The 16,490-nt window shown below is 72.1% G+C and carries 15 protein-coding genes; 8 read left to right on the plus strand and 7 right to left on the minus strand.

Annotated features, from left to right (window positions below; all coding sequences use genetic code 11):
- Positions 1–367: 367 nt before the first annotated feature.
- From ACZ4W9_RS39650 to ACZ4W9_RS39665, 4 genes are all read right to left on the minus strand, one after another.
- The gene (locus ACZ4W9_RS39650; protein WP_467944100.1) at positions 368–1,441 is read right to left on the minus strand and encodes a hypothetical protein; all 1,074 of its coding nucleotides are present in this window, start codon (positions 1,439–1,441) and stop codon (positions 368–370) included.
- A gap of 399 nt (positions 1,442–1,840) precedes the next feature.
- Positions 1,841–2,551, minus strand: coding sequence for a GNAT family N-acetyltransferase (locus ACZ4W9_RS39655; RefSeq protein WP_467944101.1), 711 nt, complete (start codon positions 2,549–2,551; stop codon positions 1,841–1,843).
- A 90-nt stretch (positions 2,552–2,641) separates the two neighbouring features.
- Positions 2,642–3,379 carry a formylglycine-generating enzyme family protein gene (locus ACZ4W9_RS39660; protein WP_467944102.1) on the minus strand — a complete coding sequence of 246 codons (738 nt, stop codon included), beginning with the start codon at positions 3,377–3,379 and terminating at the stop codon, positions 2,642–2,644.
- 174 nt (positions 3,380–3,553) lie between these two features.
- Positions 3,554–4,204 carry a TetR/AcrR family transcriptional regulator C-terminal domain-containing protein gene (locus ACZ4W9_RS39665; protein WP_467944103.1) on the minus strand — a complete coding sequence of 217 codons (651 nt, stop codon included), beginning with the start codon at positions 4,202–4,204 and terminating at the stop codon, positions 3,554–3,556.
- A gap of 71 nt (positions 4,205–4,275) precedes the next feature.
- Here ACZ4W9_RS39665 and ACZ4W9_RS39670 point away from each other — a divergent pair, with 71 nt between their 5' ends.
- From ACZ4W9_RS39670 to ACZ4W9_RS39690, 5 genes are all read left to right on the plus strand, one after another.
- The gene (locus tag ACZ4W9_RS39670) at positions 4,276–5,649 is read left to right on the plus strand and encodes an FAD-dependent monooxygenase (RefSeq protein WP_467944104.1); all 1,374 of its coding nucleotides are present in this window, start codon (positions 4,276–4,278) and stop codon (positions 5,647–5,649) included.
- A 386-nt stretch (positions 5,650–6,035) separates the two neighbouring features.
- On the plus strand, positions 6,036–6,776 hold the full coding sequence (locus tag ACZ4W9_RS39675) for a TetR/AcrR family transcriptional regulator (RefSeq protein WP_467944105.1): 741 nt from the start codon (positions 6,036–6,038) through the stop codon (positions 6,774–6,776).
- Positions 6,777–6,814: 38 nt separating this feature from the next.
- The gene (locus ACZ4W9_RS39680) at positions 6,815–7,969 is read left to right on the plus strand and encodes an MAB_1171c family putative transporter (protein WP_467944106.1); all 1,155 of its coding nucleotides are present in this window, start codon (positions 6,815–6,817) and stop codon (positions 7,967–7,969) included.
- Positions 7,970–8,271: 302 nt separating this feature from the next.
- Positions 8,272–8,730, plus strand: a complete 459-nt coding sequence (locus ACZ4W9_RS39685) for a helix-turn-helix domain-containing protein (protein ID WP_467944107.1) — start codon at positions 8,272–8,274, stop codon at positions 8,728–8,730.
- Positions 8,727–9,305: a toxin gene (locus tag ACZ4W9_RS39690; protein WP_467944108.1), complete on the plus strand. Its 579-nt coding sequence runs from the start codon at positions 8,727–8,729 to the stop codon at positions 9,303–9,305. The genes ACZ4W9_RS39685 and ACZ4W9_RS39690 overlap by 4 nt, the downstream gene beginning before the upstream one ends.
- A 10-nt stretch (positions 9,306–9,315) precedes the next feature.
- On the opposite strand, the gene ACZ4W9_RS39695 is transcribed toward ACZ4W9_RS39690, so the two are convergent.
- From ACZ4W9_RS39695 to ACZ4W9_RS39705, 3 genes are all read right to left on the minus strand, one after another.
- Positions 9,316–12,771: an aminotransferase class I/II-fold pyridoxal phosphate-dependent enzyme gene (locus ACZ4W9_RS39695; RefSeq protein WP_467944109.1), complete on the minus strand. Its 3,456-nt coding sequence runs from the start codon at positions 12,769–12,771 to the stop codon at positions 9,316–9,318.
- A gap of 11 nt (positions 12,772–12,782) precedes the next feature.
- Positions 12,783–13,724, minus strand: a complete 942-nt coding sequence (locus ACZ4W9_RS39700) for an NAD-dependent epimerase/dehydratase family protein (protein WP_467944110.1) — start codon at positions 13,722–13,724, stop codon at positions 12,783–12,785.
- Positions 13,725–14,083: 359 nt separating this feature from the next.
- Positions 14,084–14,821, minus strand: a complete 738-nt coding sequence (locus ACZ4W9_RS39705) for a hypothetical protein (protein ID WP_467944111.1) — start codon at positions 14,819–14,821, stop codon at positions 14,084–14,086.
- 279 nt (positions 14,822–15,100) lie between these two features.
- Here ACZ4W9_RS39705 and ACZ4W9_RS39710 point away from each other — a divergent pair, with 279 nt between their 5' ends.
- Genes ACZ4W9_RS39710 through ACZ4W9_RS39720 form a run of 3 tightly spaced genes read left to right on the plus strand, consistent with a single transcriptional unit; the run spans position 15,101 to position 16,280 of the window.
- The gene (locus ACZ4W9_RS39710) at positions 15,101–15,250 is read left to right on the plus strand and encodes a hypothetical protein (protein ID WP_467944114.1); all 150 of its coding nucleotides are present in this window, start codon (positions 15,101–15,103) and stop codon (positions 15,248–15,250) included.
- Complete coding sequence (locus ACZ4W9_RS39715; protein WP_467944112.1) at positions 15,247–15,852, plus strand: PRC-barrel domain-containing protein; 606 nt, start codon at positions 15,247–15,249, stop codon at positions 15,850–15,852. The genes ACZ4W9_RS39710 and ACZ4W9_RS39715 overlap by 4 nt, the downstream gene beginning before the upstream one ends.
- The gene (locus ACZ4W9_RS39720; protein ID WP_467944113.1) at positions 15,849–16,280 is read left to right on the plus strand and encodes a PRC-barrel domain-containing protein; all 432 of its coding nucleotides are present in this window, start codon (positions 15,849–15,851) and stop codon (positions 16,278–16,280) included. Before ACZ4W9_RS39715 ends, ACZ4W9_RS39720 begins: the two co-directional genes overlap by 4 nt.
- The last annotated feature ends 210 nt before the right edge of the window (positions 16,281–16,490 follow it).

Below are 16,490 nucleotides of genomic sequence, written 5' to 3' on the forward strand. Positions count from 1 at the left end.
AGGGTGCCGAGGTAGTTGCTGTTCTTGCGGACCTTGATGGTCTTCTTCATGGCGCACACCCCCAAACCGACACTCGATCCGACAGGCGGCGGGCCCCGGAAACCGGCCCGACTACCCGGCTCAGCCCAGCAGGGTGCCGAGGTAGTTGCTGTTCTTGCGGACCTTGATGGTCTTCTTCATGGCGCACACCCCCAAACCGACACTCGATCCGACAGGCGGCGGGCCAGGGAAACCGGCCCGACTACCCGGCTCAGCCCAGGAGGGTGCCGAGGTAGTTGCTGTTCTTGCGCACCTTGATGGTCTTCTTCATGGCCGCCACCTCCTTTCGTCGTGAATTTCACGCTCGTGCGATTCGTTCATGGCCCGGTCAGCTGACGGAGGCCATGCGAACGCTGGGAGCGCCGCCTTTGTCGCCCAGGACCACGTCTCCGTTTTCGGTGTAGACGGTGGTGTCGGGCGAGATGATGTCGAGGTGGTACTGGGTGAAGGGCGTGAGACCCAGTCCCCAGTGGAGGCAGCCTCGTTCACCGCCGTACACCTCGTTCATGGCATGGTTGCCCGGAAGAATGTCCAGGCTGGTGTTGAGGGCGTGTCCGATCTCCCAGACCAGCGCATAGCGCGAGTCGATCTCGAACATGGCCTCGAAGACCTTGGCGACCTCGGCGCCTTCCTTCCGGAAGGGACGCAGGGAGGTGATCGTGCCTTTGGTGACGTCGCAGACGATCGCTTCGTGTTCCAGGCCGGCGAGCTTGCCGGACAGGCGGGCCTGGTCCCTGCGCGTGAACGACGGCGTACCGCTGTGCAGGATGGGGAATCCGCGGAAGGCGATGCTGCCTTCGAGCGGGAGGTGCAGCTTTTCGTCGAATTCGACGATCTGCATCGGCAGCACACTGATCTCCCCGGAGGGGACGATCTGCTGCTCTCCCCATTCGAGGGGGCCGGCCTGCTGATTCCAGATCAGGTCCTCGGCGAGGTGGTCGAGTACGGCGCGGGTGCCGTGCCGCTCGTCGACGTAGATCAGGTGGTCCGTGGTCTCGGCCAGCTCGAAGAAGCGGTCGCTGAACTCGCCCTGCTCCTTGGCGGAGGTGTTCTCGATGACACCGATGAAGTGCCGGATGATCTCGAGGTCCGCGGGCGTCGAGTTGCAGGCCATCCCCATCAGCTTGCGGCGCGGGCCGAGGGCTTCTTCCGAGGGCGATTCAAAAAAGCGGTACGGCGAGACGACCAGGGAGTGCGACTGCTGAGGAATGGTTCCGTCAGCCAGCATGGTCTCGAAGTCGTCGCCCTTGCCGATAAAGATCGTCCGATATTCGGCGTACGGCGCTTCCTTGACGATCTCCAGCTCGTTCTCGAGTTCCCGGTTCGTAATCAGGCAGAAGATACTTCCCTCCGCCGGCCCGAACTGGCTGTATCGAGCAGGATTGATCTTAACCCTCGCCATAAGCAGCTTCCCTCTCATTGATCACGAGGCGCTCGGCCCAGGGCATAGCCAACACGAGGCACGACGAGACATGCAACACACCCTCCGGAATACGGCCGGAAACAGGAGAGCGAAAACAGGAAAACGGAAGCAATGAATCCAGGGGCGCAACGGCACCATCACGTCTTTTATCGCGATCACCGCTTGTCAAGCACGCTTTTTTCACGTTGCCGAAACATTCCGTACAACGGAGTTTCAGGCCATGATCCGACATTCGGGCCCCGCCGCCGGCGGCGATCTCCCGTCCCGGCGGGCCGTGGCGTCCGCCCGGCCGACGACACCACCGGCAGCGGAAAAACGCCCGGTCGGCGGCCGGTGCCCGGAAGCCGGGCCAACTCTCGTCCGCCGCGCGGCCGTTCGTCAAATCGGCGGGAACGGCGGGGGCGATGGCCAGACCTCCGGGCCCGGCTCGGCGGCGGCACCGGCGGCCGGCTCCGGCCCGTCCGCGCGGCACCGCGGGTGACGGGTCCCGCGCCGCGGTGGTGCTAGCTCCCGGCGCTTCCCGGGTCCCGGACGGCGGCGCTCAGCGGAGCGATCGTCCGCCAGCCCATGGTCTCGTACAGGGCGCGGCCTTCCTCGGTCGCGCCCAGTACGGCCGCCCGCGCACCCTGGCGGGCCGACCACGGCGGTCGGGCCGGTGACCGCGATCCGCCCGCGCGCGGCGAAGGCGCCGTCGGCGGCGCGGACCACCACGCGGGTGACGTCGGCCCGGTCCCAGGTGTGCAGCCGGTAGCCGCCGGGGAGGCGGAGCGGGGTCGGCCCGGCGGCCAGCCCTACGGCCATGAGGGCGGCGTGGCCGTCCAGGAGGACCCAGCCCGGCGGCAGCCACGCCTTCAGGGTGCGCGCCGGCACGAACGCCTTGAGGGGGATGCCGGGGACGGCGGTGTTCTCGGCCAGCTCGCGGACGGTCGCCTCGTCCGCGGTGGTGACGACGTGCCGGGCGACCTCCTTGGGCAGGCCGACGTCCACGGTGAACCCCCAGGGCCGGGGCGTCGGCCGGGCCGCGCCACGCGAGACGACCCAGCCCTCGACCCATGCGCGTACCGCCTCGGCGGTGGTCCTGAAGGGCACGGCCCCTCCCTCAGTCGGTAATAGGTGCGCTCGTCTTTGAGTTATTACATCATGGAGGCTGACACGGCGGCGGGCGTCCGGCGTCCGCTCCTACGCGGCCGGGGCCGCCAGGCGGAAGCCGACGCCGATCGCTTCCAGGTCCGGTTCGTAGGCGCCGTGCCTGCGGGCGCAGCGGGCCAGGTCCCGGTCGTGCCGGAAGGCGCCGCCCCGGGTGATGTGCGGGTCGAAGGCCCAGTCTTCGGTGTGCGGAACGCCGGCGGGCGCGCCCGGGTAGGGGGCGTAGAGGGTGGAGGTCCACTCGTCGGCGTTGCCGGCCATGTCCAGCACCCCGAAGGGGCTGGCGCCCTCGGGGAACGAGCCGACGGGTGTCGTGGTGCCGATCCCGAGGTCCACCAGATTGGCCAGGCCGGTGCGGTACTCGTCGCCCCACGGGAACTCCCGGCTGTCGTCGCCCCGCGCGGCACGCTCCCACTCGTCCTCCGTGGGCAGCCGCACCGCGAGACCGCCGAGCCGCTCCCCGAGCCATCGGCAGTAGGCCGCCGCCTCCTCCCAGGAGACCCCGATGACCGGGTGGTCCGCCGGCGCCTGCGGGAGCGGCCTGCCGGTGGCCGCCGCGAAGAGCGCCCACTGGCCTGCCGTGACCGGGGTGCGGGCGATCCGGAACGCCGGGACGTGGATCTCCGCGCGCGGGGCCTCCTTCAGGTACCACTCCAGCGGCACGCCGGTGTCCGCGTAGCGGCGGGCCACAGCCGCCACTTCGTCGGCCGGTGTACCCCGGCGCACCGTCCCGGCCGGAATCCCGACCCAGTCCACTTGCTCCACCTGCATGGCTCCTCCTCGTTCGAGCGGACAGGCTTCATGATCGCCCCCTCGGGCGACCGCCGCCGAGGCGGGCGATCCTCTGTGCCGGACCGGCGAACGGCCCTCCAACGAGACGAGCGGGAGGGGGAGTTGCCGCGTCGACGCGGGCCGCCGCGTCACGGCGCGCACCGGGTGGTGTGCTCAGGTGAGGCCGTAGCGCGCGCCGATGCCGGCGACGACGAGCGCCAGGCCCTCCTCGAACTGCCGGTCGTAGTCGTCGAAGAGCAGGCCGCCGGCCTCTGCGGCGAGGGGGAAGCCGGCCAGGCGGCGGGCGCGGTCCTCGACGTCGAACCCTTCCCGGCGCTCGCCCGGGAGGGGCTGCACGCCCTGTTCCTCGATGACGAAGCCGATGGTGTAGGCGTTCGCGGTGCGGCCCGCGTCGACCGCCTGGGCGAGGCCGAGTCCGGCCCCGGTCAGCAGCCGCAGGTTCGCCTCCAGGGCGGGGGCGTGGTCCGACGTCGTGAAGCGTGTGCCGCTGAAGACCCGGGCGCCGTCGCGGTAGCCGAGCAGCGCGGTCCGCAGGCCGCGGTTGACGGCGAGCAGCCGTTCCCGCCAGGTGTCGGCGGGGTCGAGCGCGGTACGGGCGAGCATCCGCCGGTACATCCGTGTCGCCATCTCGTCCAGCAGCGCCTGTTTGTCCTTGAAGTGCCAGTACAGGGCGGGTGCCTTGACATCCAGTTCCCTGGCGATGGCGCGCAGGGTCAGCCCGTCCAGGCCGACCTCGTTCAGCAGGCGCAGGGCGGTGTCGGCGACCCGCTCGCGGTCGAGGGGGGCGCGTTTGTCCGTACTCACGCTTGACAGCTTAACAGCGTTAAGTGCAGTCTCTCGAAACACGGAACTTAACGTTGTTAAGGAGAAATGTCATGGATGTTCTGATCGTGGGCGCCGGCCCGACCGGTCTGACCCTCGGGATCGATCTGGCGCGGCGGGGTGTGGACGCGCTGGTGGTGGAGCGGGGCGGGCGCCTGTTCCCCGGCTCGCGCGGCAAGGGGCTCCAGCCGCGCACCCAGGAGGTCTTCGACGACCTCGGCGTGCTGGACGCGATCCGGGCGGCCGGCGGTCCCTACCCGGACCGGATGATCTGGAAGGACGGCGAACGGCTCGGCGAGGAGTCGATGTTCGAGAAGCTGGACGCGGACGAGGGCGTGCCCTACAGCGAGCCGCTGATGATTCCGCAGTGGCGGACGCAGGAGGTGCTGCACGCGCGGCTGACCCGGCTGGGGGGCAAGGTCGCCTTCGGGCGCGAGGTGACGGGCCTGACGCAGGACGGACAGGGCGTGACGGCGCGGTTCGCCGACGGTACGGCACTGCGCGCCCGGTACCTGGTCGCGGCCGACGGCGGGCGCTCGGCGGTCCGGCAGGCGCTGGGGGTGGACATGGCCGGGGAGACGGTCGACCCCGCGCCGTTCGTGGTGGCGGACCTGCGTCTGAGGGGCCTGGACCGGAACCACTGGCACGCCTTCCCCGGGGACGACGGCGGCTTCCTGGGGCTGTGCCCGCTGGCCGGAACGGAGGACTTCCAGCTGGCGGCCCGCCTGCCGGAGGCAGAGCGGCCGGACGTGTCCCCCGACGGCATCCGCAAGCTGGTCGCCCGCCGCACGCACCTGGACGCGCAGGACGTGACGGAGGTGGGCTGGGCGTCCGACTTCCGGCCGCGAGCGGCCCTGGCGGACCGGTTCCGGGCGGGCCGGGTGTTCCTCGCGGGCGATGCCGCGCACGTGCACTCGCCGGCCGGCGCCCAGGGCCTGAACACCAGCGTGCAGGACGCCTACAACCTGGGCTGGAAGCTGGGCGCGGTGCTGCGGGGCGGTGCGCCGGACGCGCTGCTGGACACCTACGAGGAGGAGCGCCGGGCGAACGCCGCGGCCATGCTGGAGCTGTCGACGGGCGTGCACCGCGGAGAGGTGCGGCGCGGCAGGGCGACGGTGCAGCTGGGGGTGGGCTACCGGGAATCGTCCCTCAGCGTCGACACGCGCCGACAGTCCGCAGGGCTGCGCGCGGGTGACCGCGCCCCCGACGGCACGGTGGCGGGCGTACGGCTCTTCGACACGTTCCGGGGGCCGCACTGGACCCTGCTGGGAGCGACCCTCCCCGGACTCCCTTCGCTCCCCGCTCCCCCGGCCTCCTACGGCCCGGGCGTCTTCCTGATCCGCCCGGACGGATACGTGGGCTGGGCGGGCGACACGACGAAGGGGCTGCGGGAGTACGCCGGCCGAACGGGATCCCTCACGGCCTGAAGCGGACTCGGCGGCGAGCGCCGACCGCGCCGGGGACGCCCGCGCCGGGCCCTGCGGCGGAAGCGCACCCGGCCGGCCGTCCCGGCGGCCACGGCGTCGGACAGGCCGTTCGCGCCGGGCCCGATCGGCTGTCCCGGCGGGACGGGGAGCAACGTACGGCCGTCCGCGGCCGGCCGGAGGCAGGAGCCCTGCCCGCCGGACGAACCGAGGATCCGTTCCGGGCCCGCCGGGCCTCGTACCCGCCCGGCGGGCAGCCGGCCGCCTGTCCGCCAACGCCTCGCCCCCGCACGCCCGTTGCCCCGCGCGTGGCCGGATCCCGGCGGCACGGTCACGGCGGCTGCCGAACCGCCTCCCTCGCCGTGGTGACTGACAGGTACGGTTTGACCATGGAATCCGGAACAAGTCCCGCCGCCGACGAGACCGTCGGACGCGTGGAGGCCATCAAGACCACCGCACGCCGGCTGCTGGGGACCCTGGGGGCCGGGCAGTTGTCCCTGGACGCCGTCGCCGAGGCCGGCGGCCTGCCCCGCTCCGACGTGGCCGCCGTCTTCCCGCACCGCGACGATCTGCTGACCGCCCTCATCATCGACGCCTACAACGCGTCCGGGGCCGCCATGGAGCGGGCCGACCAGGCCGCCCGGGACACCGGGGCGTCGGCGGGCGCACGGCTGCTCGCGGCCGCCCGGGCGCTGCGGCGGTGGTCCTTCGACAACACCGCCGAATTCACGCTGATCTACGGCTCCCCCGTTCCCGGCTACGACGCCCCGCAGGACACCGTGCCGCCGGCCTCACGCACACCCGCGGTGCTGGCCGGGATCGTGCGGTCCGCGCTGGAGGCCGGTGAACTCACCCCGCCCCGGCGGGCGGTGCCCGGGCCGCCGCTGCTGCGGCCGGAAGCCGTGGCCCTCTTCGGCGGCACGCCCGAGGCCCCCTTCTCCGACCTCATCGAGCGCGGCATCGTGCTGTGGAGCGGTCTGATCGGGCTGCTGGTGTTCCAGGTCTTCAGCCGCACGCACGACAGCGTCCGGGACGAGACCGCCTTCTTCGACTTCGCCGTCGCCGTGGCGGCCGAGGGCATCGGCCTGGAAGTCCCCGTGGACGAGAACACCGCCGAGAAGACCGACTGAGCCGTCCGCCGCCCGCGCGGCTTCCCAGGAATCGGGCCGTGACCACCATCAGAACACTCTGCTTCGTCATCGCGGCGCTGTCCTCGTACGCCGCCCTCGTCTACCGGCTGTGCCAGGTGCGCCGCAACTGGCGGGACAGCGCCTACCGCACACTGGTGATCACTCTGCTCCTGCAGTCGCTCACCTTCACGATGGGCGCCGTCGCCATGGGCGACGGCGCCCTCCTGGGCGTGGACAATCTCGCCATCCTGGTGATGCACCTCTCGGCGGTCGCCTTCTGTGTCAGCGCGCAGATCATCCTGCTGCACTGGGCGGCCTCCGAGACGGAGGCGGCACGCTTGAGCCGCTACTGGCTGATCACCGGAGTCGCCCTGGACGTCCTGCTGACGGTGCTCTTCCTCGTCGCCGACGGCACCGGCCGGCCGGCCTCCGACTTCGACACCGGCAGCGGCCATCCGCTGGTCCTCACCTACCTGTTGCTCTTCATCGTCTCCCAGGCGGTGCCCTGCGTCACCATCTTCCGCCAGTGCGGGCCCTACGCCCGGATGTCCGACAAGCCCTCGCTGCGGCAGGCGCTGCGGCTGCTCTCCGTCGCCGCGGTGGTCCTCTTCCTCTACTGCTCGGCGAGGACGGTCAACATCCTCACCGCCGCGGCCGGGGTCGACATCGGCGCCTGGACGCTCGCCTCCAACCTCTTCAGCGCGGCGGGCATCGTGATCCTCTCCCTCAGCCTGACCGTGCCCTCCTGGGGCGCGCCGGCCGTCAGGCTGGTGGAGTGGGTGGACACCTACCACTCCTACCGTGTCCTGTATCCGCTCTGGCGGGACTTGTACGAGTCCTCCCCGGACATCGTCCTGGAGCCGCCCGCGGCCTCGGTCGCCGACCTCGACTACCGCCTCCACCGGCGGGTCGTGGAGATACGGGACGGCTGGCGGGATCTGCGTCCCTACATGGACCGCAGCGCCGGCGGCACGGGCGGGCCCCGCCCGCAGGCGGGCGAGGAGTCGCGGCAGGCCTTCGCCGAGGCCGCCCAGATCCGGCAGGCGCTGCGCGCCAAGCGCGCCGGCACCATTCCCGACGACAACAAGGACACCGCGCACTTCGAAGATCGTGATTCGGACAACTTCGCGGCGGAGACCGCATGGCTCACCCAAGTCGCCACCGCCTACCGTAAGCTCGGCAAGGCTCGTTGAGCTCCCGCCCGGTCCGTTCCCCCGTCGGACCGGGCGGGTCTTCTCGTGCCCGTGTCCCGCCGCCGGATCTGCGGCGGGACACGGGCCGAGCGGCACCTTCCGGTCAGGCCTGCCCACCCCCTGGGACAGGCCCGACCGGATCAGCCGGAACCGACTCGGCCACCCCCGTGAGCCAAGTTAGCTACCAGCTATCGGCGCGCTTCAACGTTGGCGGAGCCATGCCCAATTGTCAACTGACAGCTAATCTGGAAAACTGTCATATAGCCAAGGGCATCATCGAGGGGCACCGGAAGGGAGGATCAGTGTCCGAGCCCGACGACCGACCCCTGCTCGCCACACGCCTGGACAGCCTCTTCAGGACGGTCCGCCCCAAGGGCAGGCACTGGACCAACGCCGAGGTGGCGGAGGAGCTGAAGCGGAACAACCCCGACCTGAAGGTCGGCGGCGTCTACCTCTCCCAGTTGCGCACGGGCAAGCGCTCCAACCCCTCACCGGACCTCCTGGCGGCGCTGGCCCGGTTCTTCGGCGTGTCGGTCGCCTACTTCTTCGACGACGAGGTCGCCGAGTCGGTCCTGAGCGAGTTGGCCGCCGTCGAGGCGTTGCGGCAGGCGGGGGTGCGGGCCGTGGCGATGCGGGCGGCCGGCATGAAGCGGGAGAACCTCCAGGCGATCACGGCCATCATGGACCAGTACCGGCAGTTGCAAGGGCTCCCCCCGGTGACCGACGTGCCCGAGGCGGAGGGAGGGGATCCGGCTCAGTGAGAGGGCTCAGGAGGAGTCGGCCGGCCGAGCAGGACCGCCGCAGTCAGCTCAAGCGGCTGCGCAAGGCCGGTGCCCAGCGCATCGCCGCCCTGGACCTTCCGGACGTGGCCGACGTGGCCGAACTCTGCCTCCACCTCGGGAGTGTCCGCGGCCGCCCGATCACGCTCGTGCCGATGCAGATGCCGGCGTCGCACCCGTGCGGCATGTGGGTTGCCGCACGGGACGAGGACCTCATCTTCTACGACGCCAACACCACCACCGCGCATCAGGAGCACATCATCTTGCACGAGCTGGGTCACATCATCTGTTGCCATCGCGGGGCCGGCCTGCTCGACGAGACGACCGCTCGCCTCCTCTTCCCCAACCTCGACCCCGAGCTCGTGCGGGACATGCTGCTGCGCGCCACCTACGACGACGTCCAGGAACAGGAGGCGGAGATCATCGCCTACCTGCTCTCCCAGCAGGTGGGGACCACCCGCGAGCAGCGGAGCGCGCCGTCGGCAGAGGATGCCGGCCAAGGCGGGACCACGGGCGGCAACGCCGTGCTGAGCCGGATCGAACGCACCTTGATCTGAGACGCCCCGGTCATCCCCCGGCGGACCTCACCTCCTCGGCCAGCACCGACACCACCCGCCGGATGTCCTCTTCGCGGTGTTCGCTGGTGACGAAGAACCGCAGCCGTGCCAGGCCCTCCTCCACGGCGGGGTGGAAGATCGGATCGGCTATGACACCGCGGTCGTACAGCCGGTCCGCGACCCCGAGGGTCCGTGCGGAGTCCCCGAGCACACAGGGCACGATCGGGGTGTGGGCGCTGACGCCCGTCGCCAGGCCGGCCGCGGTGGCCAGCGAACGGAAGAGGTCCGCGTTGCGCCGCAGGGTGCGTACCCGCTCCGGTTCCGCGACGATCAGCTCGGTGGCCGCCAGCGCCGCCGCCGCGTTCGCCGGGGTCAGGCCGACGCTGTAGACGAAGCCCGGCAGGGTGTGCCGCAGCCACCGCACCATCCTGGCGGAGCCGCCGAGGTAACCGCCGCAGCTCGCGAAGGCCTTGGAGAGGGTCCCCATCCACAGGTCCACGTCGGACCGGTCGACGTCGAAGAACTCGCCCACGCCGCGCCCGCGTTCGCCCACGGTGCCGATGCTGTGCGCCTCGTCGACCATCAGCAGCGCGCCGTACCGCTTCTTCAGCTCGATCAGGGCCGGCAGGTCGACGAGGTCGCCGTCCATGCTGTAGGCGCCCTCGACGGCTATCAGCACCCGCCGGAACCGGGACCGGTTGGCCCGCAGCAGGTGTTCCAGCCGGCCGACGTCGTTGTGGGCGAAGGGGCGTCGCGCCGCCCCGGAGAGCGCGCAGCCCTGGAGGATGCTGTCGTGGGCGAGCGCGTCGTGCAGAACGAGGTCGTCCCGGCCGACGAGGTGCCCGATCGCGGTGACGTTGGTGGCGTGACCGCTCACCAGGGCCACACAGTCCTCGACGCCGAGGAAATCGGCCAGCGCGCGTTCCAGCCGCACGGTCAAATCACGTTCGCCGGAGAGCACGCGGCTGGCGGAGACCGAGGTCCCGTACCGGTCCACCGCGCGGCGCGCGGCCTCGTTGACCGCCGGGTGCCCGGAGAGTCCCAGGTAGTTGTAGCTGCCGAAGGACAGGTACGACCGGTCGCCCACCACGGTCGTGTCGCGGATGTTGCCCTGGTGGACACGGAAGTACGGGTAGTCCGCGCCGCTCCCCGTGATCGCGTCGAAGCGTTCCTCGAAGCGCCGCACCTCGGGGAAGTCGTCGACGCGGGAGGTCGCCGCGTCCCACCGGGGCTCCTGCCGGCCGTGCGGGAACGGGAGCGGTGCGGGCCCCTCCCGGACCGGCCCCCCGGCGGGATGCGCGGCGGCCAGCTCGATCAGCCGGGCGACGGTGAGCGTCGGCTCGTACATCTCCTCGGTGCGGAAGCCCGGCAACCGGTTGCCGATGCTCACCTCCAGTTCCTCCAGCATCAGCGAGTCGAAGCCCAGGTCGGCGACGAGTGCCATCCGTTCCTGGACGTCGGAGGGCGGGAAGACCCCGATCCGCGACACCTCCTCGCGTACGACGGCGGAGGCGGCGGACGTCCGGGGCGCGGGCACCACCGTCTCCTCCGGTTCGCCCGCCGCCCGGGCGGGGCCCACCGGGGCGGCCTCGCGGGCCGATGCGTCCACCACCCAGTGCCGGCGCGGGGCCAGCGGACTCGGCGGCAGGGTCAGCGGCGGCAGGCGCTCGCCGTCGGGACGCAGCTCCTGGCCGGTGACCGCGTGCTCCGCCAGCCGCGGCAGCTCGGCCGTGCGCGGCTCACCGGACAGCCGCCCCGGCACCGGCCCGGCGGCGTCCGCCGGCGTGTCCGGCGGCACGGTGCCGGTCCGCTGCCCGGGCCCGATGTCTCCCGTGCGGCCCGCCGCCACCGCCTCGGCCGCCTCGGTCAGCCTGGCGACGGCGTCGGCGGCGTCCTGTGCCACCACGGCCAGCCGTTCGGCGAGGAGCGTGCGGCGGCCCAGGGTGTCGGCCACCCGGTCCAGCGGCGGTTCGCCGGCGGCGATGACGTGCGCCAGCTCCCGGGCGTGCCGGGCCAGCCCCGGGCGGTCGCGAGCGCTGAGCACCAGCAGGTGCGGACCCGCCTCGGGTGCCGGGCGGGCCGGCCGCGGTGCGCATTCCTCCAGCACGAGGTGGACTCCGGTGCCGCCGAACCCGAAGGCGCTCACCCCCGCCCGGCGCGGCTGCCCGGCGTCCGGCCACGGGACCGCCTCGGTCGGAACGGTCAGCCGCGCGGCGTCGAGCCCGGCGGAGTCGGCCAGCCCGTACGCGGGCTGCGGCGGGACGATCCCGTGGTGCACGGCCAGGGCGGCCTTCATGAGACCCGCCAGGCCGGCGGCGCCGAGCGAGTGCCCGACCACGGCCTTCACTGCTCCGAGGTAGGCGTGCGAGCCGCTGTCCCCGCGCAGCTCGCGCAGGGCCTGGATCTCCACCGGGTCCCCGACCGTGGTCGCCGTGCCGTGCGCCTCCAGGTAGCCCACCGCGTCCGGGGTCAGGCCGGCGTCGCGGTAGGCCCGGCGCAGCGCGCGCAGCTGACCGGCGGCCTGGGGCTGCATGCCGCCGTGCACCGTCCCGTCGTTGGCCGAGCCCACCCCGCGGATCACCGCGTAGACCCGGTCCCCGGCCGCCAGGGCGTCGGCCAGGGGCCGCAGCACCAGGAGGGCGGCGCCCTCGCCGAGGACGAAGCCGTCGGCCTCCGCGCCGAACGGCAGGCAGTGGCCGCTGCGCGAGATGGCGCCGATCCGGCACAGTCCGACCAACAGATCCGGGGTCAGGGCCAGCTGGGCGCCGCCGGCGAGGGCGATACGGGTGCGGCCGGCCCGCAGCGCGTGCACGGCGTTGGCCACGGCCATGAGCCCGCCGGAGCAGGCCGCGTCCAGCGCGTAGCTCTCCCCGTGCAGGTCGAAGACCGAACTGACGGTGTTGGGGCCCATGTTGAGCAGCAGCCCGGCCACGGAGGTGCCGTTCAGCCGGTCGACGGCGCGCACCATCTCCAGCTCCGCGGAGCCGGTCGCCCCGGCTCCGAACTCGCCGCCGGCCAGCTGGCGCATCCGGATCGGCAGGGTGCTGATCTCGCGGTACCCGCTCTCGGTGAGGGAGGTGATGACCGAGGTCTCCTCGCGGTCGAAGCCCTCGGCCTCCCAGCCCGCGTCCTGGATCGCCTCGCGGGCGAGGTCGATCAGCAGCCGGTGCTGCGGGTCCATCGCCCGGGCCCGGCGCGGGGGTATGCCGTAGTGGGCGGCGTCGAAGTGGCCCACGTCCGGCAGCGTCGCCATGATGTCGGTGTAGGCGGCGGAGGAGTCCCGGAGGGAGTCGCTGAGGAAGGCGGCGGCCCGCCACCGCTCGTCGGGTATGCGGGTGAACTGCGGCTTCGGGCTGGTCAGCAGCCGCCAGTACTCGTTGCAGTTCCGCGCGCCGGGGAACCGGCAGGCCATGCCCACGACCGCTATGTCGTCCCGGCGCCCGGACCCGCTCGGCGCAGAACGCATCGTTTCCGCTCTCACTGCTCCTCACCCTGTCTGGCGCGCCACCAGTCCACGGTCGCCTCCACCTGTTCCTCGACAGGGGTGGCCCGCACCGAGAAGGCGGCCTCGTAGGCGGTGGAGTCGATGACGAAGGGACGGTCGAACTGGTAGCGGATCTCCCGTAGTTCGCGCAGGAGCGGGGAGAAGAACGACGCGATGCCCAGGACGGCCGGCGGCAGTGGGCGGACCGCGACCGGCCCGGTGCCCGCCTGGGCGGCGAGGCGGTCCACCATCTCGCGGACGGACGAGGGGGGTGCGGTCGGCACGTGCCAGGCCCTGCCCCAGGCGCGTTCCTCGCCCGCGGCCTCCACCAGGGCCCGGGCCACGTCGGGGACGTAGCTCCAGCTGTGGGCGGCGTCGGGGTCGCCGAGCGTGGAGACCGGCTTGCCGCGCAGCAGCCGGGGCACGACCCGTGCGGCCAGGTGTCCGCCGTCGGTCACACCGGGTCCGAAGAAGTCGGAGGCCCGTACCTCGACCGCCTTGATCCGTCCCTGCTCGGCCAGTTCCCGGGTCCGTTCCCAGACCGCGGCCCGCGCCCGGCCCTTGGGTCCGGTCGCGGCGAGCGGCAGGTCCTCGGTCAGCGGGCCGTCCACCGGTCCGTAACCGTAGAGGTTGCCCAGCATGACCAGGACGGCTCCGGTCGCCTCGGCCGCCGTGTGCAAGGAGGCTGCCAGCGGGGGCCAGTCGGTCGTCCAGCGGTGGTACGGGGGTGCGGCACAGCCGTAGACGGCGGTCGCGCCGCGGACGGCCTCGGTGAGCGCCGCCGGGTCCGCGGCGTCCAGTGCGAGGTGTTCGATGCCGGGCTCGGGGGCGCGGCCCGACCGGGTGATGACCCGTACGCGGTGGCCCTGTTCGGCCAGCAGCCGCGCGGTGGCGGCCCCGGCGGGCCCTGATCCGATGACAACTTGAAGATTCACGCGCGCACCCTAACGCGCGGACCGGACGCTAGGTGACCGAGCGTGTCGCAAGCGCGTCATAGGGCAGCCGGAAGAGACCGTACCACTCCGGAAGCACGGTCCCGGTGGAGCGTCCCGCTCTGCACGGAACAGCGCCGGCCGCGCAGTTGGACGGGCCCGTACGCGTCGACTCGCGGGGGTGCGCGACGGTTTCACCGCTCCGGGTCGGGGTCGCGCGGCCGTGGGCGGTCCCGGCCCCGTGCACGGCTGGACCGGGCCGGAAGGTCTCGTTCCCTCCATCCACCGTCACCGGCCGTGCACCGGGCCGCCCTTGGCGTCCTTGACCCTCGACTGCCCGAGGAGGCCGACGCCGGCCCCGCTCAGGAAGCCGTCTTGTCCGCCTTGGTGCCGTCGATGACCTTGTCGGCCGGCGGCGGCGTCGCCTTGACCGGCTTGCCGTAGTCCGAGAAGTGGACGGTGCCCGGGCTCTTTCCGCCCGACTGGTCCACCTTGAGAATGTACGGCTTTCCCTCGGTGGCGACGTACATGACGATGGTTTCGCCGCTCCCCTTCTTTTTCTTCAGCGGGATCGCCTTCCGGCCGTCCACCGTGGTGACATCGCCCTTCGTCATTCCCTTGCGCTCGGACTTGTCGTTGTCCATGTCGGCGAGGAATCCCTGCTTGTCGCACAGTCCCGTCGTACGGGAATCGCCCACCGGCACCTTCACCCACCGGTCGCTCAGTGCCCGGGCCTGCTTCTGTCCGCCCGGGGAGTCCTGTGCGGCACCCGCCCAGAACTTCTCGTCGCCTTTGACATAGGTCGCCTGGCCGGTGTGGATGACGTCGGCCGAGCCGCTTTCCATCGCCATCCTGCCCTTGCAGTTCTTCTGGGTGTCGACATGGAAGTCGACCGTCAGCGGCCGGCCCTCCGCCGAGACCTTTCCGGCCATGCGCAGCGAGGTGGCGTTCCGGGTGGCGGTCACCGCCTTGGCGGCCACCTGGTCCGCGCTCTGCCCCTGGAACGGCTGGTCCGACGAATCGTCGTCGGAGCAGCCCGCGATGCCGATGGCGGCGGTCGCGCAGATCACGGACACGGCCAACGTACGACTCACAGACATACGAATTCCTTCCAGGAAAGCTGCGATTGCTGTCGATCGGCCGCCACTGTTCCGTCTCGTGACGGCTGTCGTGGAACTCCGGTTTCCCCGGGATACTGGAATAGTCGCTTCCTCTTCCAGAACTTCCCGGCCCGGCCGGGCTGTTCGGCATTTTCGCCGGTTCCGGTCACCCCGTGGCACGGAAGGCTTGCGAGCCCCCGCGGCGGGCAACCGGATAGCCCAGGGGCCGCCGGACAGTACGACGGCTGGACGAGGACGAGGACGGACCCGAGGAGGTCGGTGATGGTGTGGTGGGGCTGGGTGCTCCTGGTGGTCGCGGTGGTGGGATTGCTCATCGCCGCGGCCGTGGCGGTTCAGGCCAAGCGCCGTAGCGGAACGGTGATCGCGGTGCGCTCGGGCCGTGTGACCGACCGGGAGGGTTCGCAGTGATCGCCCTCGTGCTCGCTTCCGAGCTGACCAAGCGGGTGGTGGTGACGCTGGGCGGCGAGGCCGTCGCCCAGATCAGGGACACCCTCTTCGACGCCCGCGCGGGCCGGATCACCGGCTTCACGCTGAGCGGGCGCGGGCTGCTGGCCGGTCCGCTCAAGGAGAGTCTGCCCTTCTCCGGCGTGCACGCCATCGGCCCGTCCGCCGTGATGATCACCAGCGAGACGGCGCTGGAGAAGCGGGACTTGGCCGGCGCGGCCGGCGACGCCGGACACGGCCAGGTCATCGGCGCGCCCGTGCTCACCGATCAGGGCACCGAGATCGGCCGCGTCCTGGATGTCGTGATCGAGGCCGGCGTCGGCGGACGCGTGGCCGGCTTCGAGATCGCCGCCGAGGAGCACCTGGACGGTCACCAGCGGAAGGTGTTCATCCCGCGCGGCGAGACGCTGGCCGTCTCCGGACGAGCCCTGGTGATCCCCGCGCACGCCCGGCACTTCGTCGCCGACGACCTGCCGAGCTTCAGTTCCCAGGTCGAGGCGTTTCGCGCACACACCGCGCAGTCGTACCCGGACGGTCCCACGATCGAGGCAGGAGGCCCGGCATGATGCTGTTCACCCAGGCGCAGGGGCTTCCGGTGATCACCGCCGACGAGGCCGAACCGCTGGGGCGGGTGGAGAGCCTGACCCTGGACGCGCACACCAGGAGCGTCGCCTGCCTGCGCCTCTCCGGAGCCCCGAAGCACCTGACGACCATCGCCTGGCACGCGATCGAGGCGGTGGGGCGGGACGCCGTCATCGTGCGCTCCCGGACCGCCGCCGATCCCGGGCAGGGCGGCCTTCCCGCCCATCAGGAGGCCCTGGGACGCCGGGTCCTGACCGAACTCGGCAGCGCGCACGGCACGGTCAAGGACATCGCCTTCGACAACGCCACCGGACACGTCCGCACGCTCTACACGGCCCTCGGCGACATCTCCGGCGACCGTCTCCTCGGTGTCGGCTCCTACGCGGTCGTCGTACGCGCCGACACCGCGTGACACGGTCGCCAGGGGGCACCGGCGGGGAGCCTGCGGCCGCGCCGTCGAAGAAGCCGCCGACAGCGAAGCGGGGGGGGGGGGGGGGGGGGGGGGGGGGGGGGGGGGGGGGGGGGGGGGGGGGGGGGGGGGGGGGGGGGGGGGGGTAGGGGGGGGGGGGGGGGGGGGTGGGGGGGTGGTGGGGTGGGTGAAGGTCTTTGGGAGATCTGCCAC

It is taken from the genome of Streptomyces sp. NPDC029296 (genome assembly GCF_055569255.1).

Excerpts from the sequence above, each read along its gene's own strand:
- ACZ4W9_RS39650 (WP_467944100.1), bottom strand. The coding sequence starts at position 1,441 with ATGGCGAGGGTTAAGATCAATCCTGCTCGATACAGCCAGTTCGGGCCG.
- ACZ4W9_RS39660 (WP_467944102.1), bottom strand. The coding sequence starts at position 3,379 with ATGCAGGTGGAGCAAGTGGACTGGGTCGGGATTCCGGCCGGGACGGTG.
- ACZ4W9_RS39670 (WP_467944104.1), top strand. The coding sequence starts at position 4,276 with ATGGATGTTCTGATCGTGGGCGCCGGCCCGACCGGTCTGACCCTCGGG.
- ACZ4W9_RS39675 (WP_467944105.1), top strand. The coding sequence starts at position 6,036 with ATGGAATCCGGAACAAGTCCCGCCGCCGACGAGACCGTCGGACGCGTG.
- ACZ4W9_RS39695 (WP_467944109.1), bottom strand. The coding sequence starts at position 12,771 with ATGCGTTCTGCGCCGAGCGGGTCCGGGCGCCGGGACGACATAGCGGTC.
- ACZ4W9_RS39705 (WP_467944111.1), bottom strand. The coding sequence starts at position 14,821 with ATGTCTGTGAGTCGTACGTTGGCCGTGTCCGTGATCTGCGCGACCGCC.
- ACZ4W9_RS39720 (WP_467944113.1), top strand. The coding sequence starts at position 15,849 with ATGATGCTGTTCACCCAGGCGCAGGGGCTTCCGGTGATCACCGCCGAC.